This is a genomic window from Klebsiella sp. CB_Kp196, assembly GCF_040061575.1.
Lineage (GTDB): Bacteria > Pseudomonadota > Gammaproteobacteria > Enterobacterales > Enterobacteriaceae > Klebsiella > Klebsiella michiganensis.
Window position 1 is genome coordinate 42,573 of the sequence record NZ_JBEAFH010000004.1, and the last position, 25,433, is coordinate 68,005.

Consider the following 25,433-nt stretch of genomic DNA (forward strand, 5'->3'; position numbering starts at 1 on the left):
TAATAGGAGTTATTCTCGTAACTTTATGAATTTAAATGAGATAATATGATTTTTATGGTGTGAATAACATTTAGTTGCGCTCGCCTTTTTTCAGCATGTTCGGTATCTGGATGAATAATCTATGAACCTGATTTCAGGTTATCTGGCTTACGGAATTTTCCTATAAGTACATTCTGACGGCGATTCATTTATCAGGGGTGAAGGATGAAACGCGTAAAACTGAATATGAATGTTTTTGACGCAGCTCTGATGCGCCTGGATTGGGTATTTGATACTTTCGAGCAGGTCTGTTTATCTTTTTCGGGTGGTAAAGACTCGACGGTATTATTTCATCTGGCGGCAGCCGTTGCGCGTAAAAAAGGGAAAAAGTTTGCGGTATTGTTCGTGGACTGGGAAGCGCAGTATTTATTAACCATCCAGCACGTACAAAATATGAAAGAGCGCTATCAGGATGTGGTAAGCCGCTTTTACTGGGTGGCGCTGCCGATGACCACGGTGAGCGGCGTATCGCAGCATGAGCCGGAATGGGTCGCCTGGCGGGCCGGGGAAGAATGGGTGAGGCAACCGCCGGATGACGCCATCACCGATGCCGGTTTTTTCCCTTTTTATCAGCCGGAAATGACCTTTGAAGCGTTTATACCGGCCTTTTCCCACTGGCTGGCCGCGGGGCGCAGCCTCGCTTCGCTGATCGGCATCCGCACCGACGAGTCGCTGCATCGCTATATGGCGCTCACCTCGCCGACCAAACTGCGCTTTGAGGAAGATAAACCCTGGACCACCGCCTCGCCGGAAGGGTTCAGCTATACCTGCTATCCCCTCTATGACTGGCGGACCCGCGACATCTGGATCTTTAATCATAAGTCGCGCCTCCCCTACAATCCGCTCTATGACCTGATGCACCGCGCCGGCGTACCGCTGAAAAATATGCGCGTCTGCGAGCCCTTCGGCCCCGAGCAGCGGCGCGGGCTGTGGCTCTATCACATTCTTGAGCCGGAGACCTGGGAGCGGATGTGCCGTCGGGTATGCGGCGCACACAGCGGCGCGATTTACGCCAACGCCAGCGGCGACTACTTTGCGCTGAAGACCAAAATCCGCAAACCGGCGCATTTTAGCTGGCGCGAGTATGCGCTCTTTCTGCTCGACAGCATGCCGGCAAAAACCGCCGAGCATTACCGTAATAAAATCGCTATTTATCTGCACTGGTACCAGACCCGCGGTTTCCCTGTCGATATTCCCGACGAGCAGGAAAAAGATCTCGGCTATCGCGATGTTCCCTCATGGCGCCGCATCTGCAAGACGCTGCTGAAAAACGATTTCTGGTGCCGGATGCTGTCGTTCAGCCCGACGCAGCCAAAGCACTATGAGCGCTACTGTCGGCTGGTGAGTAACAAACGTAAAGAGTGGAGGACGCTTTGATGTCGCCGGATGTGGCTAAGACAGTGATTGAATATCTCGAGTCGTTTGATGATGTTGACCTGAAAATCAAAGCGATTAACGAGCTGAAGAGCCTGATCCACCAGCACAGTCCCTTCTGCCGCGAGCCGGTGGACTGCGTGCTGTGGGTCGAGGCCAAAACGGTTGAGGCGAATGACTACAACCCCAACGTGATGGCGACGGTGGAAAAAAAGCTGCTGGAACGCTCTATCGAACTGGATGGTTTTACCCAACCGGTAGTGGTGGCTCGCCAGCAGCGACGGCACCTGGTCGTGGACGGTTTTCATCGCCATCTGATTGGTAAGAGTCGCCCGGAGCTGAACCGGCGCCTGCATGGTTATCTTCCGGTGACGCTCATCAATGCCGAACGCGAAGGGCAGAAAGAGCGCATCGCCGCCACCATTCGCCATAATCGCGCCAGGGGCAAACATCAGATCGCGGCGATGTCCGACATCGTCCGCGATTTACATCGCCAGGGCTGGGACGATCGGCGCATCGGCGAAGAGCTCGGTATGGATGCGGACGAGGTGCTGCGCCTGAAACAGATCAGCGGCCTGACGGAGCTGTTCGCCGACGAGAGCTTTAGTGAAGCCTGGACCGTGGAGTAGCCAATGTGCGCTACTCCTGCGCCAGCGCGGCTTCCGGCTGCTGGCGTATCCGGCTTAATAAACCCGCCAGACAGCACGCGGCCGCGATCCCCGCCGCCACCCCCAGCAGATGAAAAGGCAGTCTGCCGCCGTTAAACCACAGCCAGCGCGCCGCTTCGATAGAGAGCGCGCTGACGCTAAGGATCACGATATTCAGCGAAGCGGAAACGGTGCCCTTTGGCAGATCGTTTGAAAAAAGGGTAAAGCGGAACAGCGTCGGGAAGATCAGCCCGATGCCGAAGGCGTAGAAGCAGGTGCCGAGCACCGACCACAGCCAGACGTGCGGCCACAGCAGGTTGCCGAGGATCAGGATCGCCAGCCCGGTCATCTGGATGGGCACCGCGCGCCAGATAAAGCGCGGACGCGTCGGGTCTTTTACCCAGCGCGCCACCGACAGGTTGGCAATAATCACCGCGCTGAAGACCGGCACCTGGGTCCAGGCGAACTCGGCGGTGGTCAGCCCGCCGTCGTCAATCAGGATAACCGGCGAGACCGCAACCCAGCTCATCAGTGGAATATAGCTGAGCGAGAGCGTGGCGGCGCCGAACAGAAAAACGCGGTTGCGGAAAACATCGCGGAAATCGCGCAGCACGCCGCTGGCGCTGAAGGGTACGTCGCCGCGCCGGACGGTCTCCGGCATATTCAGCAGCAGCCCCAGCCAGGCGATAAACCCCATGACGGCAATAATCCCGAACAGTACTTTCCAGTGCACGAAGTGCATCAGCGCCGCGCCGGAGAGCGGGCCAATTATTGGCGCGATCAGCACGATCGAGGTAATAATCGCCATCAGCTTAATGGCTTTTGTCTGGCCGAACGCCTCCTGCACGGTGACGTAGCCGACCGTGGCGATAAAACAGATGCTGGTGCCCTGAACAAAGCGCGCGGCGAGGAACTGCTCCATTGAGGTGGTGAACAGGGTCGCGAAGCAGGCCAGGGTAAAGATCAGCGCGCCGGTGAGCAGCACCGGACGGCGGCCGATACGATCGGAGAGCGGCCCGAGCAGCCACTGTAGCGCCATGCCGCCGGCCATATACAGGCTGACCGAGGCGGGAGCCAGCGCCACGTCGGCGTCAAAGTCGCGCACCACGTGAATAATCCCCGGCTGGATAAGATCGGTGGTCAGATAGGCGGCAAAGTCATACAGGATCAGCGCCGCCGGGAAGAACAGCGTGGCGGAATGGCGGGCGAAAAAACGGGTCATCCATTGCAACATCGGTGGGCTCCTTGTTGAGTCTCTACGCCATAAATAGTCGTTTATGCGCGCACTATTTCAGCACTTCACACTGCAATAAATTTAGGGTCAACCTAAATATCCATGTGTTTTTAATGGTTAATATGTATTCATATAAGAAATACATTAAAAACAAAAAGTTGAATTAAATATGTAAATGCAGCAGCGAAGGAATTTGTGAAAACAGCCACAGCAGCAGACCGATAGTGCCGCCAACCAGCGTGCCGTTGATGCGGATAAACTGCAGATCCTTACCAATGTTCAGCTCGATTTGTCGCGACATATCGCGGGAGTCCCAGCTTTTGACCGTATCGCTGATATGGCGCGTCAGGAAGGCGGCAAACTCCGGGGCCACCCGGTGCGCCGCCTGCTCAAGATGTTCGTTCAGGGATTCGCGCAGCGCCTCATCGTGGAGCAGCGTTTCGCCAAACCACTGACCGGCTTCGGCAATGCGCTGCTTAATGCGTGAATCGTCGCTATTAACATCGTTTTTAACCCAGCCGCGCAGATCGGCCCATACCTCGCCCAGATAGCGGTTAAAGGTCTCATCGTTTTTCAGATACGCTTTGATATTGTCCGCTTTTTCCGCCATCAGCGGATCGGACTTCAGGTTGTCGATCAGCTTCAGCGCCGCGCGATCGAAGGCCTGGCGGATCTGATGGGCGCGATCCTGACTCACTTCGTCGAGCAGCGTGTTAACCGCGTCGGTAACCATTTCAGCGCTGTGCTCGCCGAGCCATTCGGTAGGCAGCAGCCTGGCTTTAAGCGGATGCTCGGTCTCCAGCCAGTGCACGATGCCGCGGGCAATAAACGCCCGCGAGCTGTCGCGTTGGAGCAGGGCGATCAGCTGGCTAATCAGCGAATCGAGCAGCTTCTGGTGGCGGTTATCGCGCGTCAGCCCTTCCAGCATCATCGCGCTGGTTTGGGTTAAATCGATCTTATCAATCGCTTTATGTACCGCCCGACGCAGCAGGCGCTGAATGCGCGCGTCATCGGTTAGCTCCAGAAAGCCGCTCATCACCTGCAGCAGATGCTGGCCGACCCGACGCGCGTTTTCCGGCTGGCTGAACCAGTTACCGAGCATCAGCGCCGGTTCATAGCGCCGGATCAGCGCGACCAGAGAGGGCGTATCGAGAAATTTTTCCTGAACGAAATAGCCGAGATTATCGGCAATCCGGTCCTTATTACGCGGAATAATCGCCGTATGCCGCGCAACGAACGGCAGCGGAATACGGCGAAACAGCGCCACGACCGCAAACCAGTCCGCCAGCGCGCCGACCATTGCCGCTTCGGAAATAGCCTTTAGCGCACCGACCCATGGCGTTGGCGGCAGCACGAGGGTAGTGATAAAAATGGCGGCTGCAATCAGCAGCAGCGAGAGCGCCAGCAGCTTGGCGCGTTTCAGTTCAGCGAGTTTTTCCATAAGCTTAAGCATATAGCCTGACGGCTAATGCGTAAAATCTTCGCCATTTGACGCCCTGGTCATTCGGATTCCTCTTTTTCCGACGAGAGAGACGATGAGGGTTAATTTAATTTACGTAGCTTAAATTCTATTTTTAAATAATTAAACTTAAATGCATTCATAATATATATCCCACATGGGTTTTTTCTTAAGTTAGTTATTAATAAGTGATCTTAATCACATTATATTCAAGGTTAAATAAGGCATTGTTTATTTCAGGGAAAACGTTAATCAATTTCTCTTGCTACTGGTCTTTTATAAAAGGAGTTTTTCATGATTGGTATATTTAAATATGCAGCAAAAAAAGACATGGTATTAGGTATTAGCGATCAGCAAGCCGGGGCTAAGGCTGTTATCTTACCGACGTCCTCACCGTTAAATAAAATTCTGTGGTCGGTTGATGACAGGACCGGCGAGATCGTCCTGGCCGCCAGCGAGGAGCTGCTGCTGGGCATTTGCGGGGATCGTATGGGCTCAGGCGCAGCGATTGAGCTCCAGGTTCGCGGGAATAAAGCGACGCAGCGGTGGGATTTAGTCAGCTCACGTCGCTTTATTAAAAGCAAACAAAACCCGAGCTTTGTTATGGACAGCTACAACCGCGGCACGAACCAGGGGAATCCGATTATTCTTTTCGAATTTAACGGCTCGGAAGCGCAGCAGTGGGTATTTGTGCCGATGGATATGTTGACGGCAAATAGCCCGGAATAAATTTTGTTTAAAAGAAAGATAGAATAGAGCCTCGTTTATTCTTGTAAAGAAAATGACGAGGCTTTGTCTTATTGGGTCGTTGACAATATTAATTAAAAATAAACTGCCACACAATCCAACAACCAAAAGCCATCAATACGCCGCCGGCCGTGCGCTCGACTCGCCAGACGACGGCGGAAAGGCGGCGCTGCACCGACGGTAGCGCAATCAGCGTGACCAGCAACAGATCCCATATCAACACCACGCTGGTCATCCAGGCTCCGCTGACGGCCTGCTGCACCAGCGTGACGTTCGGGCCCAGCAGGGAGGTCATCAGCGCGAGGTAGAACAGCGCGTTTTTCGGATTGAGCAGCGAAGAACCCAGCCCGAGAAAAAGCTGTTTCACCAGCGGCGGGCGCGAAGCCGAGGCGCCGTGCAGCGCCAGCGTGGTCGGACGGCTTCTGAGCAGCAGGCTGCCAATCCACAGTAAATACGCCGCGCCCAGCAGCTCAATCACCGTAAACAGCAGCGGCGCCTGGCGCAGGATCCCCCAGCCGATAATGGCCAGAAGAATATACAGACCGTTTCCGGCGGCAATGCCGATACACAGGCCGACGCTGCCGCGCAGGCGATAGCGGATGGCGTAGCCCACCAGCAGAAAAAAATCCGGCCCGGGGCTCAGCAGGGCGACAAAATGGGAGAGCGCCAGCGCGGGGAAGGCGGAGGGAAAGAGCGTAGCGAGTATGTCCATAGCAACCTCAGTATTAATCTGAGGTCACCTTACGCCAGCGTAAACGCTAATTATTGTCTGTTATTGATCGGGACTGCGCATACTGGCGCGGCGTGGCGGCGGTATAGCTGACAAAGGTTTTATGAAAGTGGCTCTGGTCGGCAAACCCGGCCTGGTAGCCCACATCGGCGATATTATCCCCGGCCCGCAGGCGCGTTTTGGCGAACTCAATCCGCGCGATATTGATAAAGCTGGCGGGCGTCAGGCCGGTATCCTGCTTGAAGGCGCGGATCAGCGTCTCTTTGCGCAGCGCAAACTCATCGGCGAGGCTATCCAGCGTCGGCGGCGCCTGCAGATTGGTTGCCAGACGACTGAACAAACGCGCGCTGGTCTGACTAAGCGCCACAGGCGCGAGCGGGCGCAGCGGCAGGTCGCGCAGGAACCGGGCGACGCTGGCGGGTAGCGCGGCGGTCTTTTGCTGAGTCATCAACGCCACGATCTGCAGATACCGGGCAAAGAGCCCGGCATCGCGAATCACCGGCTGGGAGGTTATCAGCCGCTCGTGATGCGCATCGTTTGCCAGCTGCCGCCAGCACCAGCTTAGCTCGAGATAGAGCATATGGTAGCTGCGCGGCTGGCCGTCGCGCGGATTGCAGCTGTGGGGCGCCTGGGCGGGGATAATAATCAGATCGCCCGGCCGCAGCAGATACTCCTGCCCGTTGCAGATACAGCGCGTTTCCCCCTCGATAATCGCCCCCACGGAGAGCTGCGGATGGCGGTGACGTTTATAGGCCTGACGGCTTTGCCAGGTGCTGCGCAGCTCCAGCCAGGGCAGCTGTTCATCGCGCCAGAAGGTTTGCTGAATATCGCGCGTATGGCTCACGGTGGGCTCCTTAGCTGAGGGGGATAGCTGTTTATAACATGCCTTCATCCTGCGGGAGAACCGCGAGTCGCGTTCAACAAAAATGTCTCGCTTGCAGCCGAAGGAAGATATCTTTCGTCGCGGCTCGTAAAGGTCAGCAACAGTGTGTGTGATGAGAAAAATGGCGCAGTAGAGTGGCGGCAGGATTTTTTTACGCAGGCGGATAGCCATGGAAAAGGGTACTACGTCAACGCCGCACGATGCGGTCTTCAAACAGTTTTTACGTCAAGCTGATACCGCGCGCGACTTTTTGGATATCCATCTTCCTCCGGCGCTCAGACAGCTTTGCGACCTGGATTCGCTGACGCTTGAATCCGGGAGCTTTATTGAGGAGAACCTGCGGGCATACTACTCCGATGTTCTTTGGGCACTGAAAACCGCGGCGGGAGAAGGCTATATCTATGTTGTCATCGAGCATCAAAGCTCTCCGGATGCGTATATGGCCTTCAGAATGATGCGTTACGCCATTGCTGCGATGCAGCGCCATCTGGATAACGGACATAAAACGCTGCCGCTGGTTGTACCGATACTGTTCTATCATGGCGTCGCCACGCCTTATCCCTGGTCGTTATCCTGGCTCGACAAGTTTGCCGACCCTGCTCTGGCTAAGCAGCTTTATACCATGCCGTTTCCGCTGGTGGATATTACCGTCGTGCCTGATGACGAAATTGTCCAGCATCGAAGAGTCGCCTTACTGGAGCTGATGCAAAAACATATTCGTCAGCGCGATTTGCTGGGCATTGTGGAACATCTGACGGCCATTTTGCTTAGCGGATACGCTAATGACAGGCAGCTAAAAACGCTGTTTAATTACCTGATTCACTCGGGCAAAGCGCTTCGGTTGGGGAAATTTATCCGCGAAGTGGCTCAGCGTGTTCCGCAGCATAAGGAGAAGCTCATGACTATCGCCGAAAGGTTACGTGAAGTGGGGCGCAGGCAGGGGAAGCGGGAAGGTCGACTGGAGGGCGTTGAGGAGGGGCAGCGCGCCGAAGCGCGGCGTATTGCTCAAACGATGCTCGCCGAAGGTATGGCCCTGGAAACGGTGCTGAGAATTACCGGTTTGTCGGAGGCGGATATCCGGGCTGTTACTCATTAACTTATTGATATTGAGCTGTTATTTATGGGCGATTTATGCCGAGAGCGCGCTCCGTTCCATTTCGGGAAAATTCCGTATCTCTCTGAGTTTGGCCGCATCCTCAGTTATCTCGACTACCCTTAATATCCTGTGCGGTATTTATGACTGCGTTAACAGCGATAACAAGGAGACATGCGATATGGCTTATCAGACGGTGAATCCTGCAAACAATCAGCTTATCAAAGCGTACCCGGCACACAGCGACGAGGACGTGGAAGCGGCTCTGCAGAAGGCGGATGCGCTATATCATTCGTCGTGGTCGAAAGGCGATATAGCGCAGCGGCTATCGGTGCTGTACAAGCTGGCGGATCTGATCGACGGCCGGGTTGACGAGCTGGCGAAAATCGCCAGCCAGGAAATGGGCAAACTCATTGAGCAAAGCCGCGGTGAAGTGAAGCTGTGCGCGCAAATTGCCCGCTACTACGCCGACAACGCCAAACAGTTTTTGGCGCCGGTAAAGTATCCGTCCGAGCTGGGTGAAGCCTGGGTCGAACACCATCCCATCGGCGTACTGATGGCGGTAGAACCGTGGAACTTCCCTTATTATCAGCTTATGCGCGTGCTGGCACCGAACCTGGCGGCGGGGAACCCGGTTATCGCCAAACATGCCAGCATCGTCCCGCACTGCGCGGAAACCTTCGCCCACCTGGTACGCGAAGCCGGTGCGCCGGAGGGCGCGTGGACTAACCTGTTTATTTCTCAGGATCAGGTGGCGAAGATTATCGCCGACGATCGCGTACAGGGTGCGGCCCTGACCGGCTCGGAAAAAGCCGGTAGCGTGGTGGCGGCGCAGGCGGCTAAACACATCAAGAAAGCGACGCTTGAACTGGGCGGCAACGATGTCTTTGTGGTCCTGGACGACGCCGATCTGGCGAAGGCGGTGAAGATCGGCGTGCAGGCGCGGCTCAACAACGCAGGCCAGGTGTGCACTGCGGCGAAGCGCTTTATCCTGCATGAAAAAATTGCCGACTCGTTCCTGAGCCAGTTTACCGAGGCCTTCCGTCAGGTGAAAATCGGCGATCCGCTGGACGAAAGTACCACGCTGGGGCCGCTCTCTTCAAAAGACGCGCTGGAAACGTTGACCAAACAGGTTGACGAGGCGGTGAAAAACGGCGCGAAACTGCATCTGGGCGGCAAACCCGCGCAGCGGGAAGGCAGCTTTTTCGAGCCCACTATACTGACCGGCATTACCCGCGATAATCCGGCTTATTTTGAAGAGTTCTTCGGCCCGGTCGCGCAAATCTACGTGGTGAAAGATGACGATGAGGCGGTGAAGCTGGCCAATGATTCGCACTATGGCCTCGGCGGCGCCGTATTCAGCCAGGATATCGAAAGGGCGAAACGCATGGCGTCGCGGATTGAAACCGGTATGGTCTATATCAACTGGCTAACCGATACCGCTCCGGAGCTGCCGTTTGGCGGCGTTAAGCGCTCCGGGTTCGGCCGCGAGCTTTCCGATCTCGGGATTAAAGAGTTTGTGAATCAGAAGCTGGTGGTCGTGCATAAATAACGGCGTGAAGACAAAAACCTGCCATCTGGCAGGTTTTTTGGCGTTCACTGAACTTCAATCTTATCCCAGCCGCTCTTAAACATGCAGCTGTCGACGAGCGTATCCCTGCGCCCCTCATTGGCGTCCTCAACCGTATAGCTGGTGGAAATATCCTTTTTCTTGTTCTTTTTGTCCGTTTTTTCCGAGCTTGAACCGGTGACGACGTTATCCGGGGGGAGATCGATCAGCGCCTGCGCTTCGCACTCCGTGAGCTTTTTATTCATCTCCGTATCGCTGACTCCCGGCTTCACCCATTTGTACTGGACGCAGCCTGATAGCAGCACGGTGAAGCTCAGAACGCAAAGCGCGGCGAAGCGGCCGTTCATCAGAAGGTAACCCCGCCGCCGACATAGGCGCCGTCAATCAGCGTGTGGCCCGGGCGGCCATCTTTGCCGTCGACGCTGACATGGCGATAGCCCACTTTCAGCGTGACTGGGGTGATTGGCGTCCAGCTTACGCCGCCGTTGGCTTCAACGTAGTTTTTGACGCTATTGTTCAGGCCCTCCGGTGCGGCATAGCCCTCACCATAGAGATGGATGCTGTCGGTCAGGGCCACGTTGACGCCGCCGCCGATGGGGAAGGCCACGCCGTTATCGCCTTTTTTAGGGCCGAGGTAGATGGCTTTCGCGCCGGCATTGAACATCACCGGGCCGAGTTCCAGGTTATAACCCGCGCCTACGCCGCCTGTCTGGGTACCGTCATCGGTATTTTTGAGCCAGTTGCTTTCCACATACAGGCCAGAAGAGGATTTCCCCATTTCCAGATTCAGGTTGGTGAAGTTCTTGCCCTGCTCAACGGTGCCGCCCATCGCGAGTGCGGATCCCGAGACGGCAGTCAACGCCGAGAGAAGAAGGATATTCAGCTTTTTCATGTTTTATGCCTCATCATTACATTACGCGGAGGGCACCTTAACAATCGATTTTTATGACTGCAAATCAGCGAGTGATGGCTGTTTTATGCTAATTTTGTTATTAGATATATTTATTTGTGTTGTTTGTTAGTTGTTTTTACTGTGGAGTCAATGGGTAATCTTTAGCCGTTGAGCGTGAGTTGAATCTTTTGGCTAAATATTCGCTGAACAGGCGCGAAAAAGCGGTTGTGGACGCAATAATTGGCTTTCTAATTATTTCCAAAAACATTTCTACTGTTACATATAAGAACGGAATTTTACATTTCAGCCGCGCATTCCCCCTCCAGAAGAGGGGGAATGCGACATGACTACTTGCGCAGGCTCGCAAATGCGGTGCGAATCTCATCTTCCGGAAGCTGTATTCCAATAAACACCAGGGTACTGTGCGGCCGCTCATCGCCCCACGGCCGGTCCCAGTCGGCGCTGTATAGCCGTTGAACGCCCTGGAACAGCAGGCGGTTGGGCTCGCCGTCGATCCACAGCATCCCTTTATAGCGCATCAGCTGTTCAGCAAAGGTGAGCAGCAGGTTTTCCATTACCCGCGACACGTCGCTGATATCCACCGGATAATCCAGCTCCACCACGATAGACGACACGTCGTTCTGCTTATCGGCCATAAAGTGGAAGCGCGGTTTGCTGCTGACCACGTTCTCTTCCAGCATAAAGCCGCTGGTGTTAAACAGCAGATTCAGGTCGATATCGCCGTGGGTGACGTTGTAAATCGGCGCGCGGGCGTTAATACGCATCAGCCGTTCGCGGAGCTTGTCGCTGTCGCCCGCCACGTCAGTTTTGGTGAGCAGGATACGATCGGCGTAGCCCACCTGCGACTGGGCAATGGTGAACTGATTCATCTGCTGGTCGGCATGCACCGCGTCAACCAGCGCAATCACGCCATCCAGCAGATAGCGTTCACACAGCACATCGTGAGAGAAAAAGGTCTGGATAATCGGGCCGGGGTCGGCCATGCCTGTGCATTCGATCACCAGCCTGTCAAAATCAATTTCTCCGCGATCGCGGCTGTCGAGCAGATCGAGCAGGGCGTCTTCCAGTTCGTTGGAACGGGTACAGCAGATGCAGCCGTTGGTCAGGGTTTTAATCTGCGTGGCGCGATCGCCGATAAGCTGGTCATCGACGGCGACTTCGCCAAATTCGTTTTCGATAACGGCAATTTTAAAGCCGTGCCGTTCGTTCAGGATATGGCGCAGCAGGGTGGTTTTACCCGCGCCAAGAAAACCGGTGAGCAGGGTGACTGCAATCGGTGCCATGTTTGCCTCCATTAGCAGCAGCGTACGCCGCCTTTGCCGTCGCCGCCGTAGCGGGCCTGCTGGCGTTCGCGAAAGAATTCATCGTAGGTCATATACGGTTTGTCCGGATGGTTAGTCTGCATATGCTCGACGTAATTATCGTAATCCGGAATGCCAATCAGCATTTTCGCTGCCTGACCGAGGTATTTTTTTGCCTGACCTAAGTTACCAAACATTGTGAGTCCCAGAGAACGAATAAAGCCGGATGGCGGCTAGCGCCTCATCCGGCCTACAAACATTCGTTTGTGTAGACCGGATAAGCGTAGCGCCATCCGGCATTAAGGTTTAGTGATGCGAAGAGGTCTTCACGCCGCCTTCCGGTACCGGCACGTACGGGGTCTCTTTGTCGGTACGCACTTTATTGTTGCGCACGTTGAGCCAGGTTTTGATGCCGTAGAAGATGATGCTGTAGACCACCACCAGGAACAGAATGCTCAGACCCGCGTTGGTGTAGTTGTTCACCACGATATGGTTCATGTTGGCAATCTGCTGCGCGGTCAGTTCGCCGCCGGCGGCGATCTTCTCTTTATACTGCTGCGCCATGAAGAAGAAGCCTTCCATCTGCGGATTGGTGCTGAACAGTTTCAGGCCCAGCGCCCAGGTGGTGCACAGCAGCAGCCATGCGGCCGGGATCACGGTGACCCAGATATATTTGGTGCGCTGCATTTTGACCAGCACCACGGTGCCGAGCACCAGCGCCACGGCGGCCAGCATCTGGTTAGAGATACCGAACAGCGGCCACAGGCTCTTCACGCCGCCCAGCGGGTCGACCACGCCCTGATACAGCAGGTAGCCCCACAGGCCGACGCAGCCCGCGGTACCGATAACACCGGCCACCAGCGAGTCGGTTTTCTTGAGGAACGGCACGAAGTTGCCCAGCAGATCCTGCAGCATAAAGCGGCCTGCACGGGTACCGGCATCCAGCGCGGTAAGGATAAACAGCGCTTCAAACAGAATACCGAAGTGGTACCAGAAGCCCATATCCGCCATCGGGATGATTTTGTGGAACACGTGAGCGATACCCACGGCCAGCGTCGGCGCGCCGCCCGCGCGGTTCAGTACCGACGGTTCGCCGATATCTTTCGCGGTTTGCAGGATTTGCTCAGGTGAGATCACGAAGCCCCAGGAGCTGACGGTCGCCGCCGCGTGTGCGGTGACATCCCTCAGCTGCGCGGCAATCAGCGCGGCGTTCTCACCGCCCATTTCGTGCAGGTTCGGCATGGTGATGCCCAGACCCGCCGGCGGGGTGTTCATCGCGAAGTAGAGGCCCGGTTCGATAATTGAGGCCGCTACCAGCGCCATCACCGCCACGAAGGACTCCATCAGCATTGCGCCGTAGCCGATAAAGCGGGCGTCGGTTTCGTTAGCCAGCAGCTTCGGCGTGGTGCCGGAGGCGATCAGGGCGTGGAAGCCGGAGACCGCGCCGCAGGCGATAGTGATAAACAGGAACGGGAACAGCGCGCCTTTCCACAGCGGACCGGTACCGTCAATGTACTGGGTCACCGCCGGCATTTTCAGGTCCGGGTTGAGGATAACAATGCCCAGCGCCAGGCCGACGATAACGCCAATTTTCAGGAAGGTCGCCAGGTAGTCGCGCGGCGCCAGAATCAGCCAGACCGGCAGCAGCGCCGAGATAAACGCGTAGCCAATCAGGGTAAAGGTAATGGTGGTGTCTTTAAAGGTCAGCGCCGGGCCCCAGTACGGGTCGTGGGCAATCACGCCGCCGAAGTAAATCGACGCTACCAGCAGGACGATACCAATCACCGATACTTCGCCTACGCGGCCCGGGCGCAGGAAGCGCATGTAGATCCCCATAAACAGGGCGATCGGCACGGTCGAGCAGACGGTGAAGACGCCCCACGGGCTTTCCGCCAGCGCTTTCACCACGATTAACGCCAGCACCGCAAGGATGATGATCATTATCAGGAAGCAGCCGAACAGCGCGATGGAACCCGGCACCGGACCCATCTCCTGCTTGATCATTTCCCCCAGCGAGGCACCGTTACGGCGCGAGGAGATGAACAGCACCATAAAGTCCTGCACCGCCCCTGCCAGCACGACGCCCGCCAGCAGCCACAGGGTACCCGGCAGGTAGCCCATCTGCGCGGCGAGCACCGGGCCCACCAGCGGACCGGCGCCGGCAATCGCGGCAAAGTGGTGGCCGAACAGCACGTAGCGGTTGGTCGGAACGTAGTTCAGGCCATCGTTATTAATCACCGCAGGCGTGGAGCGCGTAGGGTCGAGCTTCATGACCTTTTGCGCAATGTACAGGCTGTAATAACGGTAGGCGACGAGGTAGACGGAAACCGAGGCCACCACGATCCACAGCGCACTGACGTGCTCGCCGCGGCGCAGAGCGACGACCGAGAGGCAAAATGCCCCGATGATTCCAAGAATCACCCAGGGTATGTGCTTGAATAACTTTTTAGTATCCATAGTAAAACCTGGCTTAATAAGATGAATAATGGGCCGAAGCCGTCTGGGTTTAGTTAGTGTTTGAGGAGGCATTGATTAGCTATGCTGGGGACCATCTTGCCAGAACGTCGCGCGCGTAAAGTTGGGTAAATCTGTGAGTGGTTATATCCGGGGTTAAGCGGTCACTTGCGAGGGTAAGCGGTTGGGGATAAGAACGGGTGTCCGTAAATATGTGATTGAGATCACAGGAATATTCCCGCCGTGACGATGGTGGGAAGCGAGGTAATCCCCTCTCCCGCGAGAGAGGGGAAGGCAAAACTACGCCACGACGTCCATCTCCATCATCACCGGATGGAAGCGGCGCTTAAAGTAGATCAGCCCGTGGCCCTGCTGGCTCAGGGTAATGTTCCTGATTTCCACCAGATAGACCAGGTGGCTACCGATGGTCTGCACCTGGCTAATCTCGCCCTCAAGGCTCGCCAGCGCGCCTTTCAGCACCGGCTGGCCCAGCGCGCCTTTTTGCCAGCCGCTGAGGCCGAAACGGTCGTCCATCGTCATCCCGGTCATGCCGGCGAAGTGGCGGGCCATCTCCTCTTGCTCGTGGTTCAGCACGTTGATGCACAGCTTGCCGTTGCCCTGGAACACCGGATTCATCGCGCTGTTAGCGTTGATGCAGACCATTACCGACGGCGGCGTATCGGTCACCGAACAGACCGCGGTGGCGGTGATACCGCAGCGGCCCGCCTCGCCTTCGGTGGTGATGACGTTAACGGCGGCCGACAGACTGGCCATGGCATCGCGAAAACGCAGACGTTGTTCATCTAATTGCATTGTGACCTCCCGCTGCCGGTTACTTCAGCAGCTTATCCAGCATGTTGATATCGGTATTGTTGTGCAGATGCGGCACCGTCCAGCCGTTCTGGTCGTACTCGGACAGGCAGCGATCCACCATCGCCATCATTTTGTCCATGTTGCCGGAGCTCTGCGCCTGACGCAGGCACTGCAGGCGAATCTCATCCTGGCTACCGGAGTAGTTGATTTCGTACAGTTCATGACGGCCGCCAAACTCGCTGCCGATGGCGTCCCACATCAGTTTGAGGATCTTGATGCGCTCGACGTGATCCATGCCGTTCGATCCGCGCACGTATTTCGCCAGGTATTCGTTGATCTGCGGATTATTGAGATCGCGGGCGCTGGACGGCAGATAGATCAGGCCGCTGGTGACGTTGCGCTCAATAATATTTTTGATTTTGGCGTAGGCCATCGGCGCCATCACGCGATAGGTTTGCAGCGCGGCGTGATCCGGCAGATACGCGCCGTTAACCCACGGCGTGGCTTCGGCGCACATCGAATCGCTCAGCGCCCAGAACATATTGCGCCAGGCCACCACTTCGCCGAGATCCGCCTGCACGCCGCGGAACTCCAGGGTGCCGGTGCACTCCAGCGAGCGCTTGAGCAGGGCGGTGATAAAGTCGAGCTTCACGGCCAGACGCACGCAGGCCTGCAGCGGATACATGCGGGCGAAGCCGCCCTCCATCGTCCAGCGGCGGCAGCGATCGAAGTCGCGATAGATCAGCACGTTTTCCCATGGGATCAGCACATTATCCATCACCAGGATCGCATCGTTTTCGTCGAAGCGGCTGGAGAGCGGATAATCGTAGGGCGATCCGGTTGCTCCGGCGACCAGCTCATAGGAGGCGCGGGAGATAAGCTTGACCCCTTCGGCGTCCATCGGCGCGACGAACATCAGCGCGAAGTCCGGGTTTTCGCCCATCACCTGCGCCGAGCCGAAGCCAATCATATTGTAGTGGGTGAGCGCCGAGTTGGTGGCCACCACTTTTGCGCCGCTGACGATGATCCCGGCATCGGTCTCTTTCTCCAGCTTGATATAGACGTCTTTCACTTCGTCGGCCGGCTTATGGCGGTCGATCGGCGGATTGACGATGGCGTGGTTAAAGTAGAGGCCGGTTTCCTGGATGCGGGTGTACCAGTTACGGGCGTTTTGTTCAAACTGGCCATAAAACGCCGGGTTTGCGCCGAGCGCGCAGCCGAATGCGGCTTTGTAGTCCGGTGTACGTCCCATCCAGCCGTAGCTCAGGCGCGACCATTCAGCGATGGCGTCGCGCTGCTGGCGCAGATCGTCGGCGCTTTTCGCGACGCGGAAGAACTTGTGGGTATAGCCGCCGCTGCCGGTATCGGTGCCCCAGCACAGGGTATCCTGCAGCTCGGGTTTATGCAGCGCGTCGTACATCTGGGCGACGGAGGCGGCGGCGTTGCGGAACGCCGGGTGGGTGGTCACGTCCTTAACGCGTTCGCCGTAGATATAGATTTCGCGGCCGTCCTGCAGGCTCTTCAGGTACTCTTCACCGGTTAACGGGCGTTTAGCGTCGGCACGGAAATTTTCAGGTTTCATAGGTGACCTCTTCAGTATTAATCGGAATGCGATGTTAAATTTATGTTTTGTTTTTGTTGTTCAATTGAAGCGGTTAACGCGGCTTTCGTGAAGAGACTTTTAGGTCAACGGTCGGTACTTTTCAGGCGGGGTTGGGTTATGTGATCGGGGGTTGGTTTTTCTATTTTCCGGCCTGGCTCCCCGGTGAACCGACGACAAGCCAGGGCGGGTTTTGAATTTGTAGCCCGGACAGATGCGCAGCATCGCCTCCGGGAAATTCAGCGACTCTGCGCTCTGCTCCCGGGGGCGGCGCTTGACGCGCTTTGCCCGGGCTACCGCCTCTCAGACGGCTGCGAACTCGCCGCGCCGTCCCCGGTAAGGTCTTATGATACCGGTACTTTTTGCGTTCTGAACGCGCTCGGCGAGCAGCCGACTAAGCGGTTAAAAAAGCGGGCAAAATAGGCCGGATCCTTAAAGCCCAGCAGCCAGGCTATCTCGTTGACCGCGCTGTCGGAAAAGAGCAGTAGCCTCTTGGCTTCGCGCAGCTGCCTGTCGAAAATCAGCCGTTTGGGCGGCCGGTTGGCGAAGCGGCGGCAGATATCGGTTAACCGGGATTCGGTCAGATGCAGCTCGCTGGCGTAATCCGGCACCGTCCAGTGCTGATGGTAGTGGCCGTCGATCAGCTGGTTAAACCGCTGGAACAGCTTGAGCTCGCCGCGTATCCCGCTGGCCGCGTGATCGTCAAGCTTCGCGTTGCGCAGCAGCAGGGTGAACACCGCCTGCGCCAGCAGCGTCAGGGTATGTTCCCGCCCCGGCAGCTGCGACGTCGATTCCCGTTCAATCAGCCGCCAGTAGTGCGCCAGCGCCGCCAGCTCCTCGGGCCTGTCGGCCAGCGACAGGCAGATGCCCGGCAGACCGAAAGCCTCCCGCGTGCCGGGATAGAGCACCTCCAGCAGCGGCCAGACCAAATCCTCGCGCACCGTCAGCACGTGACCGTCGCTATCGGACTCGGTGATAAAAGCGTGCGGCACCGAGGGCGGTGTCAGGACAAACAGCGGCGCCTGCACCGAATAGCGATGATCGTCGAGCTGCAGCTCAATCTGCCCGGTATCGAGAAAGTGCATCTGAAAATACTGGTCGTGACGGTGCGCCTGCATATCGCGGCCAAAGAACTCCGCCATCCTGGCAAACGATTGATAATGTACATCTTCCGTCCCCAGGCTCTCATCGTACTCTTTATTAATATCGATATTGGCTATCGGGCTCTGGCACATGGCGGCTCCTTACGGCGTCGCGCGCGGACGCGTTCCTTTCATCGGAATCACCCAGATAATCATCGCGCCGATGACCAGCAGGGCGGCGACGAACCACAGGCCGCTGCTGAAGCTGCCGGTAATATCCTTCAGCCAGCCGATCATAAAGGGGCTGAGCGCCGATCCGATATTACCCGTCGCGTTGATCACCGCGATACCGATCGCTCTGGCGCGCAGGCTGATCGACTGATCCGGCGTGGTCCAGAAAATGGCCATTGCGCTAAACGATCCGGTGGAGGCCATCACGATCCCGAGCAGCTGGATCAGGTTGTGATCGGTGGCCGACGCCAGCAGCCAGCCCGCGGCGGCGAACAGGAACGGCAGGGCGGTGTGGTGCTTACGCTCCTGATGTTTATCGGAGTGGCGGCTCCAGTAGATCATCCCCAGAATGGTACAAATCTGTGGGATCGCCGCCAGCAGGCCGATGGTGATATTGCTGCTGCTTTCGTTAAAGCTTTTGAGGATCTGCGGCGTCCAGATGCTGATCGCGCTGAGCGTATTGGTCAGGCAGAAGTAGGCCAGGGTGTACATCAGCACGATCGGCGTGAACACTTCCCGCCACAGGCTGCGCTGCTGCATGGCGTGATGGCTGATCGCCCCTTCCGGCTGGACCAGCGTCAGGCGGTCGTTATCCATCATCTCCTGCAGGCATTTTTTATCGTCCGCGGTCAGCCATTTGGCCTTCGACGGCGAATCATCAAGCCAGAACCAGACCATAATACCGAGCAGCACCGACGGGAAGCCTTCCAGCAGGAACAGCCACTGCCAGCCGTGCAGATTCAGCAGGCCGTCCATCGACAGGATATAGCCGGAGACGATCGACCCCAGCGCGGTGGTCACCGGCATCGCGATCATAAACAGCGCGTTGGCGCGGGCGCGGAAAAAGGCCGGGAACCAGTAGGTCAGATAGAGCAGAATGCCGGGCAGAAAACCGGCCTCGGTGATGCCTACCAGCATCCGCAGGATATAAAGACTGTTCGGTCCGGTCGCGAACATGGTGGCGGTGGAGGCGATGCCCCACAGCACCATGATGGTGGCGATCCAGCGGCGAGCGCCAACGATGCTGAGCATCACGTTGCTGGGAATGCCGAATATCACGTAGGTGGCGTAAAACAGGGTGGTGGCAAGACCGAACATGGTGGCGTTAAGGCCCAGATCCTGCCCCATGGTCAGCCCGGCAAAACCGATATTGATGCGATCTAAAAACGAAAAGATAAACAGCACGAACAAAAAGACGATCAGGCGGCGAAAGAGCTTGTTGATAACCGACTGCTGCTGCGCCGTCAGCTGCTTGTGCTGATTAGCCGGATCGAACTTTTCCGGGATGGCAGATGATGTATCGCTCATTATCATTTTCCTCTAATGGGAATTTTGTAGGGTACTGCGGGTATTAATAGACGCCTGACGAACCTTGGGCGGTTTTTTCCTCGCCAAATCGCGCCGCCAGCGCTTCCGCGCCGCGGGCCAGCAGGGTGGTATCGACGCCGACGGCGACAAACAGCGCGCCGAGTTCCAGGTAGCGCTTCGCCAGCGGCTCGCTGGCCATCAGGATCCCCGGCGCTTTGCCCGCCGCGCGAATTTGCCTGATGGCGTGCTCAATGGCGGCCTGCACTTCCGGATGCTGCGGGTTGCCGCTGAAGCCCATATCGGCGCTCAGATCCGCCGGGCCAATAAACACGCCGTCCACGCCCTCGACATCGAGGATCTGCGGCAGATTGTTGAGCGCTTCGCGGGTTTCGATCTGCACCAGCACGCATATCGCGTCGTTGGCCTGATGGAGATAATCCGGGACGCGGTTCCAGCGCGAGGCGCGGGCCAGCGCGCTGCCGACGCCGCGAATGCCCGCCGGCGGGTAGCGGGTGGCTTTCACCGCCAGCCGCGCTTCGTCGGCGTTCTGCACCATCGGCACCAGCAGGGTTTGCGCGCCGATATCCAGCAGCTGTTTAATCTGCACCGGGTCGTTCCACGACGGCCGCACCACCGGCTGGCTGGGGTAGGGGGCGATCGCCTGTAGCTGGGTCAGTATCGTCTGCACGCTGTTTGGCGCGTGCTCGCCATCGATCAGCAGCCAGTCGAACCCGGCCCCGGCCAGCAGCTCGGCGCTGTAGCTGCTGGTCAGCCCCAGCCACAGGCCAATCTGCGGACGACCCGCTTTTAAGGCGTCTTTAAAGGCGTTATGCATCATGTTTCTCCTAGACAAAGCGGCAGCTAATCGCGCCCATGTTGCCGTAGTCGGCGTGGAAGGTGTCGCCCTTGCGCGCCGGTACCGGACGGGTAAAGGAGCCGCCGAGAATAATCTGCCCGGCTTCCAGCTGGACGTCGTACGGCGCCAGCTTGTTCGCCAGCCAGGCCACGCCGTTGGCCGGGTGATTCAGCACCCCCGCGGCGACGCCGGTCTCTTCAATCACGCCGTTGCGATAGAGCAGGGCGGCGATCCAGCGCAGATCCAGCTCGTCGGGTTTAATCGGGCGGCCGCCGAGGATCACCCCGGCGTTGGCGGCGTTATCGGAGATGGTGTCGAAGACTTTGCGCGGGCGCTGGGTTTCCGGGTCGATGTTGTGGCAGCGGGCGTCAATCAGCTCCAGCGCCGGGATCACGTAGTCGGTGGCGTTGTAGACGTCGAACAGGGTGCAGTGGGGGCCGCGCAGCGGTTTGGCCAGCACGAAGGCCAGCTCCACTTCGATACGCGGGACGATAAAGCGGTCGGTAGGAATATCGCCGCCGTCGTGGAAAAACATATCGTCCAGCAGCGCGCCGTAATCCGGTTCGCTGATTTGCGAACTGGCCTGCATTGCTTTTGAGGTCAGGCCGATTTTATGTCCTTTCAGCACGCGGCCTTCGGCGATTTTCATATTTACCCATTCGCGCTGTACCGCGTAGGCGTCTTCGATAGTGATCGTCGGGTGATCCAGCGAAATAGCGCGGATCTGTTCACGCTGTTTTTCCGCCTGGTTTAGCCGCTGGGCGATCAGGGTATGGGTATGTTTATCGAGCATAGTTGCTTCCTGTTACGTCATTCGGTGCTGCTGCGCCGGAAATAAAAGCCGGCGTCGTTTCACCCTCTCCCGGCGGGAGAGGGCCTGACCGGCCGCACGCTATTTAAACAAGGCGTGCACGTTGTTCTGCTTGTAGTTCAGCGTCGGGTGCAGTTCATCAATCTCAAACGACAGCGCCAGATAGCGGCTCTCCATCAGCGCGGCGAAATGGGCTTTGATCAGCGTGAACAGCATATCGCCCACGTCCTGGCGGCTCTCCAGGCTGCGTCCGGCGCCAATTTTCAGCGTCATATGCACAAAGGCGTAATCGTGCTGGCCGTCGGCCATCTGCCAGGTATCCAGCCAGATGGCGCGGCTGCGAATGCCGCCGATGGGGAAGATGCCGGTGGCCGCCAGCGCGGCGTTCACTTTGCCGAACAGGCCCGGTAAATCAGCCTGCTCGCGGATGTTGTCGGTACATTCAGCGATAAAATGCGGCATTCTGCGTGCTCCTTACGCCGTTTCCGGCAGCGGGAAGACGGCGTTGACCTGACCGGTGCCGGAGCTGGCGAACAGCTCGGTAATAAACTCTACTTTGCCGTCGTATTTGTCCCAGCCCAGCAGGCCCAGCAGCATCACCGTGTCGTGCATATTGCCTTCGCCGAAGCAGTAGTCGGCGTACTCCGGCAGCATGGTGCAGAACTCTTTGAATTTGCCTTCGCGCCACAGCTTCACGACCCGTTCGTCCATCTGGTGATCGAACTCGCGGGTATAGCTGTTCATCCCCTCTTCGGCGCGCTGGTCGTCGATAAAACGGTGCGACAGCGAGCCGCTGGCAAAGACCGCCACGGTGCCGTCATATTTCTCGATAGCCTTAAGAATGGCTTCGCCCAGCCTGCGGCTGTCGGCAAAATCATGAACGGTACAGAACGCCGAGATAGAGACCACTTTGAAATGCTTATCGCTGTTCATATAGCGCATCGGTACCAGGGTGCCGTACTCCAGCTTCAGGCTTGGAATGTTATGCGCTTTGGCGCGGACCCCGAGCTTGACCGCTTCGTCGGCGATCAGGTGGCCGAGCGCCGGGTTACCGTCGTAGTCATAGGTCATGTCGCGAATAAAATGCGGCAGCTCGTTGCTGGTGTAGACGCCCTGGAAATGGTCGGCACAGTTGATGTGGTAGGCGCTGTTAACCAGCCAGTGGGTATCAAAGACGATGATGGTATCCACGCCCAGCTCGCGGCACCGCTTGCCGATTTCTTTATGCCCATCGATGGCTCCCTGGCGGCAGCCGTGGTTTTTACCCGGCAGTTCAGAAAGATACATCGACGGTACGTGAGTGATTTTTGCTGCTAACGCTAACTTTCCCATATCAGACTCCCCATTTTGGGATCGGATGGTCGCCCATCGAGATGCAGACGTTTTTCATTTCAGCGAACACTTCAAAGCTGTATTCGCCGCCTTCGCGGCCGGTACCGGAGGCCTTCACGCCGCCGAACGGCTGACGCAGGTCGCGGACGTTCTGGGTGTTGACGAACACCATTCCGGCTTCGATGCCGCGCGCCAGGCGCAGCACCTTGCTGACGTCCTGGGTCCAGATATAAGAGGCGAGGCCGTACTCCACGTCGTTGGCCAGGCGCAGACCTTCCGCCTCGTCTTTAAACGGCAGCAGACAGGCTACCGGGCCAAAAATCTCTTCCTGCGCCACGCGCATGCGGTTATCGACGTCCGCCAGCACCGTTGGCCGCAGGAAGTTGCCGTTTCTCAGATGGGCGGGCAGATCGGCGGGCTTATCCGCGCCGCCGGCCAGCAGGGTCGCTCCTTCTTCAATGCCGAGGCGGATATAGCCGGAGACTTTCTCCCAGTGCTGCTGGCTAATCAGCGCGCCCACCTGGGTATTCGGGTCGGTGGGGTCGCCGACGCGCAGGCGGTTAGCCCGCTCGGCGAAGCGTTTAATGAACTCGGGGTAGATGCTCTGCTGAATGAAGATGCGCGAGCCGGCGGTGCAGCGTTCGCCGTTGATCGAGAAAATGGTGAACAGCGCGGCGTCGAGGGCGCGCTCAATATCGGCGTCTTCGAAAATCAGCACCGGCGATTTGCCGCCCAGCTCCATGGAGTACTTTTTCAGCCCGGCGTTTTTCATGATGTTGCGCCCGGTGGCGGTACCGCCGGTGAACGAGACCGCGCGTACGTCATGGTGGCGGACCAGAGCATCGCCCGCCGTCGCGCCGTAGCCCTGAACCACGTTCAGCACCCCCGGCGGAATACCCGCTTCCAGCGCCAGCTCGCCAAGACGGTCGGCGGTTAGCGGCGATAGCTCGGACATCTTCAGCACCGCGGTATTGCCCAGCGCGAGGCACGGCGCCACCTTCCAGGTGGCGGTCATAAACGGCACGTTCCACGGCGACACCAGCGCGCAGACGCCCACCGGCTGCACGAGGGTGTAGTTGAGCATCTTGTCGTCAACCGGGTAGGTCTTGCCGTTCATCTGCTGGCACACTTCGGCGAAGAATTCGAAGTTGTGCGAGGCGCGCGGGATCAGCACGTTTTTGGTCTGGTGGATCGGCAGGCCGGTATCAGCGGTCTCCATGGCGGCGATCTCCGGGACGTTCTGGTCGATCAGATCCCCCAGCCTGCGCATCAGACGCGCGCGCTCTTTCATCGGCAGATTGGCCCATTTCGGGAACGCCTCTTTCGCCGCCGCCACCGCCTGATTCACCTCGTCGGCGCCGCCGGAGGCGACTTCCGCCAGCACTTCGCCGGTCGCCGGGTTAGTGGTATGGAAATATTCCGCGGCGGCGACGTTTTGGCCGTTGATCCAGTGGTTAATTTTTTTCATGACAGCTTCTCCTCATATGCCTGCTGGCTAATGATGTGGTTGACCAGGCGGCCGACGCCTTCCACTTCGACGATCACTTCATCGCCCGGCACCACGTCCGACAGCCCCTTCGGCGTGCCGGTGGCGATCATGTCGCCCGGCTGCAGGGTCATAAATTCGCTGAGGTAAGCGATCAGGAACGGAATGCTGAAGATCAGATCGGCGGTGGTGCCCTGCTGGCGCAGTTCGCCGTTGACCCAGGTGCGCAGCGCCAGGTTATGCGGATCCTGGATCGTCTCTTTGCTGACGATCCACGGGCCTATCGGCGTCAGGGTGTCGCGGCTTTTGACCCGCAGGTTGGGACGATAGTAGTTTTCCAGGTAGTCGCGGATGGCGTAGTCGTTGCAGACGGTGTATCCGGCCACGTACGCCATGGCGTCGGCTTCGGCGACCTTACGCGCGGTTTTGCCGATCACCACCACCAGTTCAGCCTCGTAGTGCATGTACTCGACGTTATCCGGGCGCACCGACTCTTGCCTATGGCCGATAAAGGTGTTGGGCGCTTTGATAAACACCAGCGGCTCGGTTGGCGGCGTAAACGCCAGCTCGCTGGCGTGATCGGCGTAGTTCAGGCCCAGCGCGAACAGGGTGCCGTCGGCGGGCGGCAGCCAGCGAAACTCGCCTTCCTGAAGTAACCTGCCGTTGGCGAGCTGGACCTGCCCGCGTTCATCAACCTGGACATCGTGCCGCTGTCCCTGCCACTCAATACGTGCTTGCCTCATGCCAGCTCTCCTTCATCAATCACCGGGTTTTCCAGCGCCGGGAAGCCCTCGGCGAGAATGCGTACGCGATCGCCGGGGCGCAGCGTAACGCGGGAGTGGGGCGTACCGATCAGAATCGCATCGCCGGGATTGAGGGTGGCGAATTCACTCAGGGCGCTCAGCAGCTCGGCGGCGGAGCGCTGGAGATCGGCGGTATTCCAGCTGTCCGCCTCGCGACCGTTGATTTCGGTGATGATGGTCAGGTTATCGACGTTGCTGAGCGGCGCGAGCGCGCCAAGCGGGCAGAAGCCGTCGCGGCATTTGGCTTTGATGGCCGGACGATAGAAGCTCTCTTCCGGCAGGCTGACGTCGTTCGCCAGCGCGTAGCCGGCAATATAAGCCGCGGCGTCTTCCGCGGCGATTTTGCGTGCGGTTTTACCGACGATCAGCGCCACGGTGGCGCCGCTCTGCACGGTTTCGCCTTGTGGATAGGGAATGCTCTCGCCGTCGCCGATAACGGTGTTGCGCGGTTTGATAAACCAGACCGCGGTCTTCGGCGGGGTTTTATACGGGGCCTGCTGGAACGCTTCGCGCCAGGCGTCGAGCTGGCTGCGGTGGTTAAGCGCCACGGCGAAGATGGTGCCTTTCATTGACCACTCCTCTGCTACGGAATTAGGAAGTTAGTTAATTCATTAATATGTTAATGATCATCTTTTATGCTTTGCGGAAAGGTTTGGCAAACAGAAGT

25 protein-coding genes are annotated in these 25,433 nt (G+C 57.7%); 5 read left to right on the forward strand and 20 right to left on the reverse strand.

Annotation, left to right across the window (positions count from 1 at the left end):
• The first annotated feature begins 204 nt into the window (after nucleotides 1-204).
• Both ABLU87_RS02625 and ABLU87_RS02630 read left to right on the forward strand, forming a co-directional pair.
• A complete protein-coding gene (locus tag ABLU87_RS02625; RefSeq protein WP_032693014.1) occupies nucleotides 205-1,416 on the forward strand; it encodes a DUF3440 domain-containing protein in 1,212 nt (403 codons plus the stop codon).
• Nucleotides 1,416-2,042 carry a ParB/RepB/Spo0J family partition protein gene (locus ABLU87_RS02630; protein WP_014227775.1) on the forward strand — a complete coding sequence of 209 codons (627 nt, stop codon included), beginning with the start codon at nucleotides 1,416-1,418 and terminating at the stop codon, nucleotides 2,040-2,042. Before ABLU87_RS02625 ends, ABLU87_RS02630 begins: the two co-directional genes overlap by 1 nt.
• 10 nt (nucleotides 2,043-2,052) lie before the next feature.
• Here ABLU87_RS02630 and mdtM read toward each other — a convergent pair whose 3' ends face one another.
• Nucleotides 2,053-3,294: a multidrug efflux MFS transporter MdtM gene (gene mdtM / locus ABLU87_RS02635; RefSeq protein ID WP_032719294.1), complete on the reverse strand. Its 1,242-nt coding sequence runs from the start codon at nucleotides 3,292-3,294 to the stop codon at nucleotides 2,053-2,055.
• Between the two features lie 163 nt (nucleotides 3,295-3,457).
• Nucleotides 3,458-4,747 carry a DUF445 domain-containing protein gene (locus tag ABLU87_RS02640; protein ID WP_074189036.1) on the reverse strand — a complete coding sequence of 430 codons (1,290 nt, stop codon included), beginning with the start codon at nucleotides 4,745-4,747 and terminating at the stop codon, nucleotides 3,458-3,460.
• Nucleotides 4,748-5,047: 300 nt separating this feature from the next.
• Here ABLU87_RS02640 and ABLU87_RS02645 point away from each other — a divergent pair, with 300 nt between their 5' ends.
• Nucleotides 5,048-5,482 (forward strand): hypothetical protein, encoded by a 435-nt coding sequence (locus ABLU87_RS02645; RefSeq protein ID WP_046877824.1) that lies wholly within the window; start codon nucleotides 5,048-5,050, stop codon nucleotides 5,480-5,482.
• An 88-nt stretch (nucleotides 5,483-5,570) separates the two neighbouring features.
• On the opposite strand, the gene ABLU87_RS02650 is transcribed toward ABLU87_RS02645, so the two are convergent.
• Nucleotides 5,571-6,212, reverse strand: coding sequence for a LysE family translocator (locus ABLU87_RS02650; protein ID WP_047724601.1), 642 nt, complete (start codon nucleotides 6,210-6,212; stop codon nucleotides 5,571-5,573).
• A gap of 46 nt (nucleotides 6,213-6,258) precedes the next feature.
• Entirely contained in the window at nucleotides 6,259-7,074 is an 816-nt protein-coding gene (locus ABLU87_RS02655) for an AraC family transcriptional regulator (protein WP_064375515.1), read from the reverse strand.
• Between the two features lie 208 nt (nucleotides 7,075-7,282).
• Here ABLU87_RS02655 and ABLU87_RS02660 point away from each other — a divergent pair, with 208 nt between their 5' ends.
• Together ABLU87_RS02660 and ABLU87_RS02665 are read left to right on the forward strand one after the other, a co-directional pair.
• Nucleotides 7,283-8,209, forward strand: coding sequence for an Rpn family recombination-promoting nuclease/putative transposase (locus ABLU87_RS02660; protein WP_049082909.1), 927 nt, complete (start codon nucleotides 7,283-7,285; stop codon nucleotides 8,207-8,209).
• 178 nt (nucleotides 8,210-8,387) lie between these two features.
• Nucleotides 8,388-9,758 (forward strand): NAD-dependent succinate-semialdehyde dehydrogenase, encoded by a 1,371-nt coding sequence (locus ABLU87_RS02665; RefSeq protein WP_122117327.1) that lies wholly within the window; start codon nucleotides 8,388-8,390, stop codon nucleotides 9,756-9,758.
• Between the two features lie 44 nt (nucleotides 9,759-9,802).
• Here ABLU87_RS02665 and ABLU87_RS02670 read toward each other — a convergent pair whose 3' ends face one another.
• The 16 genes from ABLU87_RS02670 to ABLU87_RS02745 form a co-directional block, all read right to left on the reverse strand.
• Nucleotides 9,803-10,123: a hypothetical protein gene (locus ABLU87_RS02670; protein WP_004098289.1), complete on the reverse strand. Its 321-nt coding sequence runs from the start codon at nucleotides 10,121-10,123 to the stop codon at nucleotides 9,803-9,805.
• Nucleotides 10,123-10,668, reverse strand: coding sequence for a YfaZ family outer membrane protein (locus tag ABLU87_RS02675; protein WP_004098290.1), 546 nt, complete (start codon nucleotides 10,666-10,668; stop codon nucleotides 10,123-10,125). The genes ABLU87_RS02670 and ABLU87_RS02675 overlap by 1 nt, the downstream gene beginning before the upstream one ends.
• A 347-nt stretch (nucleotides 10,669-11,015) precedes the next feature.
• A complete protein-coding gene (yjiA, locus tag ABLU87_RS02680; RefSeq protein WP_014227783.1) occupies nucleotides 11,016-11,972 on the reverse strand; it encodes a GTPase in 957 nt (318 codons plus the stop codon).
• An 11-nt stretch (nucleotides 11,973-11,983) separates the two neighbouring features.
• Entirely contained in the window at nucleotides 11,984-12,187 is a 204-nt protein-coding gene (locus ABLU87_RS02685) for a YbdD/YjiX family protein (protein ID WP_004098292.1), read from the reverse strand.
• A gap of 109 nt (nucleotides 12,188-12,296) precedes the next feature.
• Nucleotides 12,297-14,447, reverse strand: a complete 2,151-nt coding sequence (btsT, locus tag ABLU87_RS02690; protein WP_014227784.1) for a pyruvate/proton symporter BtsT — start codon at nucleotides 14,445-14,447, stop codon at nucleotides 12,297-12,299.
• A 297-nt stretch (nucleotides 14,448-14,744) separates the two neighbouring features.
• Entirely contained in the window at nucleotides 14,745-15,257 is a 513-nt protein-coding gene (locus tag ABLU87_RS02695) for a 4-hydroxyphenylacetate 3-monooxygenase reductase subunit (protein WP_004098296.1), read from the reverse strand.
• Between the two features lie 19 nt (nucleotides 15,258-15,276).
• A complete protein-coding gene (gene hpaB / locus ABLU87_RS02700) occupies nucleotides 15,277-16,839 on the reverse strand; it encodes a 4-hydroxyphenylacetate 3-monooxygenase, oxygenase component (RefSeq protein WP_004128599.1) in 1,563 nt (520 codons plus the stop codon).
• A gap of 362 nt (nucleotides 16,840-17,201) precedes the next feature.
• On the reverse strand, nucleotides 17,202-18,092 hold the full coding sequence (gene hpaA / locus ABLU87_RS02705) for a 4-hydroxyphenylacetate catabolism regulatory protein HpaA (RefSeq protein WP_122117326.1): 891 nt from the start codon (nucleotides 18,090-18,092) through the stop codon (nucleotides 17,202-17,204).
• Between the two features lie 9 nt (nucleotides 18,093-18,101).
• Entirely contained in the window at nucleotides 18,102-19,478 is a 1,377-nt protein-coding gene (gene hpaX, locus ABLU87_RS02710; protein ID WP_014227785.1) for a 4-hydroxyphenylacetate permease, read from the reverse strand.
• A gap of 43 nt (nucleotides 19,479-19,521) precedes the next feature.
• Complete coding sequence (hpaI, locus tag ABLU87_RS02715; protein WP_122117325.1) at nucleotides 19,522-20,313, reverse strand: 4-hydroxy-2-oxoheptanedioate aldolase; 792 nt, start codon at nucleotides 20,311-20,313, stop codon at nucleotides 19,522-19,524.
• A 10-nt stretch (nucleotides 20,314-20,323) separates the two neighbouring features.
• On the reverse strand, nucleotides 20,324-21,127 hold the full coding sequence (gene hpaH / locus ABLU87_RS02720; RefSeq protein ID WP_122117324.1) for a 2-oxo-hept-4-ene-1,7-dioate hydratase: 804 nt from the start codon (nucleotides 21,125-21,127) through the stop codon (nucleotides 20,324-20,326).
• Nucleotides 21,128-21,226: 99 nt separating this feature from the next.
• Nucleotides 21,227-21,607 carry a 5-carboxymethyl-2-hydroxymuconate Delta-isomerase gene (locus ABLU87_RS02725; RefSeq protein ID WP_004098305.1) on the reverse strand — a complete coding sequence of 127 codons (381 nt, stop codon included), beginning with the start codon at nucleotides 21,605-21,607 and terminating at the stop codon, nucleotides 21,227-21,229.
• 12 nt (nucleotides 21,608-21,619) lie between these two features.
• Nucleotides 21,620-22,477, reverse strand: coding sequence for a 3,4-dihydroxyphenylacetate 2,3-dioxygenase (gene hpaD, locus ABLU87_RS02730; RefSeq protein ID WP_004098307.1), 858 nt, complete (start codon nucleotides 22,475-22,477; stop codon nucleotides 21,620-21,622).
• Nucleotide 22,478: 1 nt separating this feature from the next.
• Nucleotides 22,479-23,945, reverse strand: coding sequence for a 5-carboxymethyl-2-hydroxymuconate semialdehyde dehydrogenase (gene hpaE / locus ABLU87_RS02735; RefSeq protein WP_064358762.1), 1,467 nt, complete (start codon nucleotides 23,943-23,945; stop codon nucleotides 22,479-22,481).
• Entirely contained in the window at nucleotides 23,942-24,706 is a 765-nt protein-coding gene (locus ABLU87_RS02740; RefSeq protein ID WP_042944235.1) for a fumarylacetoacetate hydrolase family protein, read from the reverse strand. The genes hpaE and ABLU87_RS02740 overlap by 4 nt, the downstream gene beginning before the upstream one ends.
• Nucleotides 24,703-25,335: a fumarylacetoacetate hydrolase family protein gene (locus tag ABLU87_RS02745; RefSeq protein ID WP_014227789.1), complete on the reverse strand. Its 633-nt coding sequence runs from the start codon at nucleotides 25,333-25,335 to the stop codon at nucleotides 24,703-24,705. The genes ABLU87_RS02740 and ABLU87_RS02745 overlap by 4 nt, the downstream gene beginning before the upstream one ends.
• Nucleotides 25,336-25,433 lie beyond the last annotated feature (98 nt).

Excerpts from the sequence above, each read along its gene's own strand:
- ABLU87_RS02625 (WP_032693014.1), top strand. The coding sequence starts at position 205 with ATGAAACGCGTAAAACTGAATATGAATGTTTTTGACGCAGCTCTGATG.
- ABLU87_RS02630 (WP_014227775.1), top strand. The coding sequence starts at position 1,416 with ATGTCGCCGGATGTGGCTAAGACAGTGATTGAATATCTCGAGTCGTTT.
- mdtM (WP_032719294.1), bottom strand. The coding sequence starts at position 3,294 with ATGTTGCAATGGATGACCCGTTTTTTCGCCCGCCATTCCGCCACGCTG.
- ABLU87_RS02640 (WP_074189036.1), bottom strand. The coding sequence starts at position 4,747 with ATGCTTAAGCTTATGGAAAAACTCGCTGAACTGAAACGCGCCAAGCTG.
- ABLU87_RS02645 (WP_046877824.1), top strand. The coding sequence starts at position 5,048 with ATGATTGGTATATTTAAATATGCAGCAAAAAAAGACATGGTATTAGGT.
- ABLU87_RS02650 (WP_047724601.1), bottom strand. The coding sequence starts at position 6,212 with ATGGACATACTCGCTACGCTCTTTCCCTCCGCCTTCCCCGCGCTGGCG.
- ABLU87_RS02660 (WP_049082909.1), top strand. The coding sequence starts at position 7,283 with ATGGAAAAGGGTACTACGTCAACGCCGCACGATGCGGTCTTCAAACAG.
- ABLU87_RS02665 (WP_122117327.1), top strand. The coding sequence starts at position 8,388 with ATGGCTTATCAGACGGTGAATCCTGCAAACAATCAGCTTATCAAAGCG.
- ABLU87_RS02670 (WP_004098289.1), bottom strand. The coding sequence starts at position 10,123 with ATGAACGGCCGCTTCGCCGCGCTTTGCGTTCTGAGCTTCACCGTGCTG.
- ABLU87_RS02675 (WP_004098290.1), bottom strand. The coding sequence starts at position 10,668 with ATGAAAAAGCTGAATATCCTTCTTCTCTCGGCGTTGACTGCCGTCTCG.
- yjiA (WP_014227783.1), bottom strand. The coding sequence starts at position 11,972 with ATGGCACCGATTGCAGTCACCCTGCTCACCGGTTTTCTTGGCGCGGGT.
- ABLU87_RS02685 (WP_004098292.1), bottom strand. The coding sequence starts at position 12,187 with ATGTTTGGTAACTTAGGTCAGGCAAAAAAATACCTCGGTCAGGCAGCG.
- btsT (WP_014227784.1), bottom strand. The coding sequence starts at position 14,447 with ATGGATACTAAAAAGTTATTCAAGCACATACCCTGGGTGATTCTTGGA.
- ABLU87_RS02695 (WP_004098296.1), bottom strand. The coding sequence starts at position 15,257 with ATGCAATTAGATGAACAACGTCTGCGTTTTCGCGATGCCATGGCCAGT.
- hpaB (WP_004128599.1), bottom strand. The coding sequence starts at position 16,839 with ATGAAACCTGAAAATTTCCGTGCCGACGCTAAACGCCCGTTAACCGGT.
- hpaA (WP_122117326.1), bottom strand. The coding sequence starts at position 18,092 with ATGTGCCAGAGCCCGATAGCCAATATCGATATTAATAAAGAGTACGAT.
- hpaX (WP_014227785.1), bottom strand. The coding sequence starts at position 19,478 with ATGAGCGATACATCATCTGCCATCCCGGAAAAGTTCGATCCGGCTAAT.
- hpaI (WP_122117325.1), bottom strand. The coding sequence starts at position 20,313 with ATGCATAACGCCTTTAAAGACGCCTTAAAAGCGGGTCGTCCGCAGATT.
- hpaH (WP_122117324.1), bottom strand. The coding sequence starts at position 21,127 with ATGCTCGATAAACATACCCATACCCTGATCGCCCAGCGGCTAAACCAG.
- ABLU87_RS02725 (WP_004098305.1), bottom strand. The coding sequence starts at position 21,607 with ATGCCGCATTTTATCGCTGAATGTACCGACAACATCCGCGAGCAGGCT.
- hpaD (WP_004098307.1), bottom strand. The coding sequence starts at position 22,477 with ATGGGAAAGTTAGCGTTAGCAGCAAAAATCACTCACGTACCGTCGATG.
- hpaE (WP_064358762.1), bottom strand. The coding sequence starts at position 23,945 with ATGAAAAAAATTAACCACTGGATCAACGGCCAAAACGTCGCCGCCGCG.
- ABLU87_RS02740 (WP_042944235.1), bottom strand. The coding sequence starts at position 24,706 with ATGAGGCAAGCACGTATTGAGTGGCAGGGACAGCGGCACGATGTCCAG.
- ABLU87_RS02745 (WP_014227789.1), bottom strand. The coding sequence starts at position 25,335 with ATGAAAGGCACCATCTTCGCCGTGGCGCTTAACCACCGCAGCCAGCTC.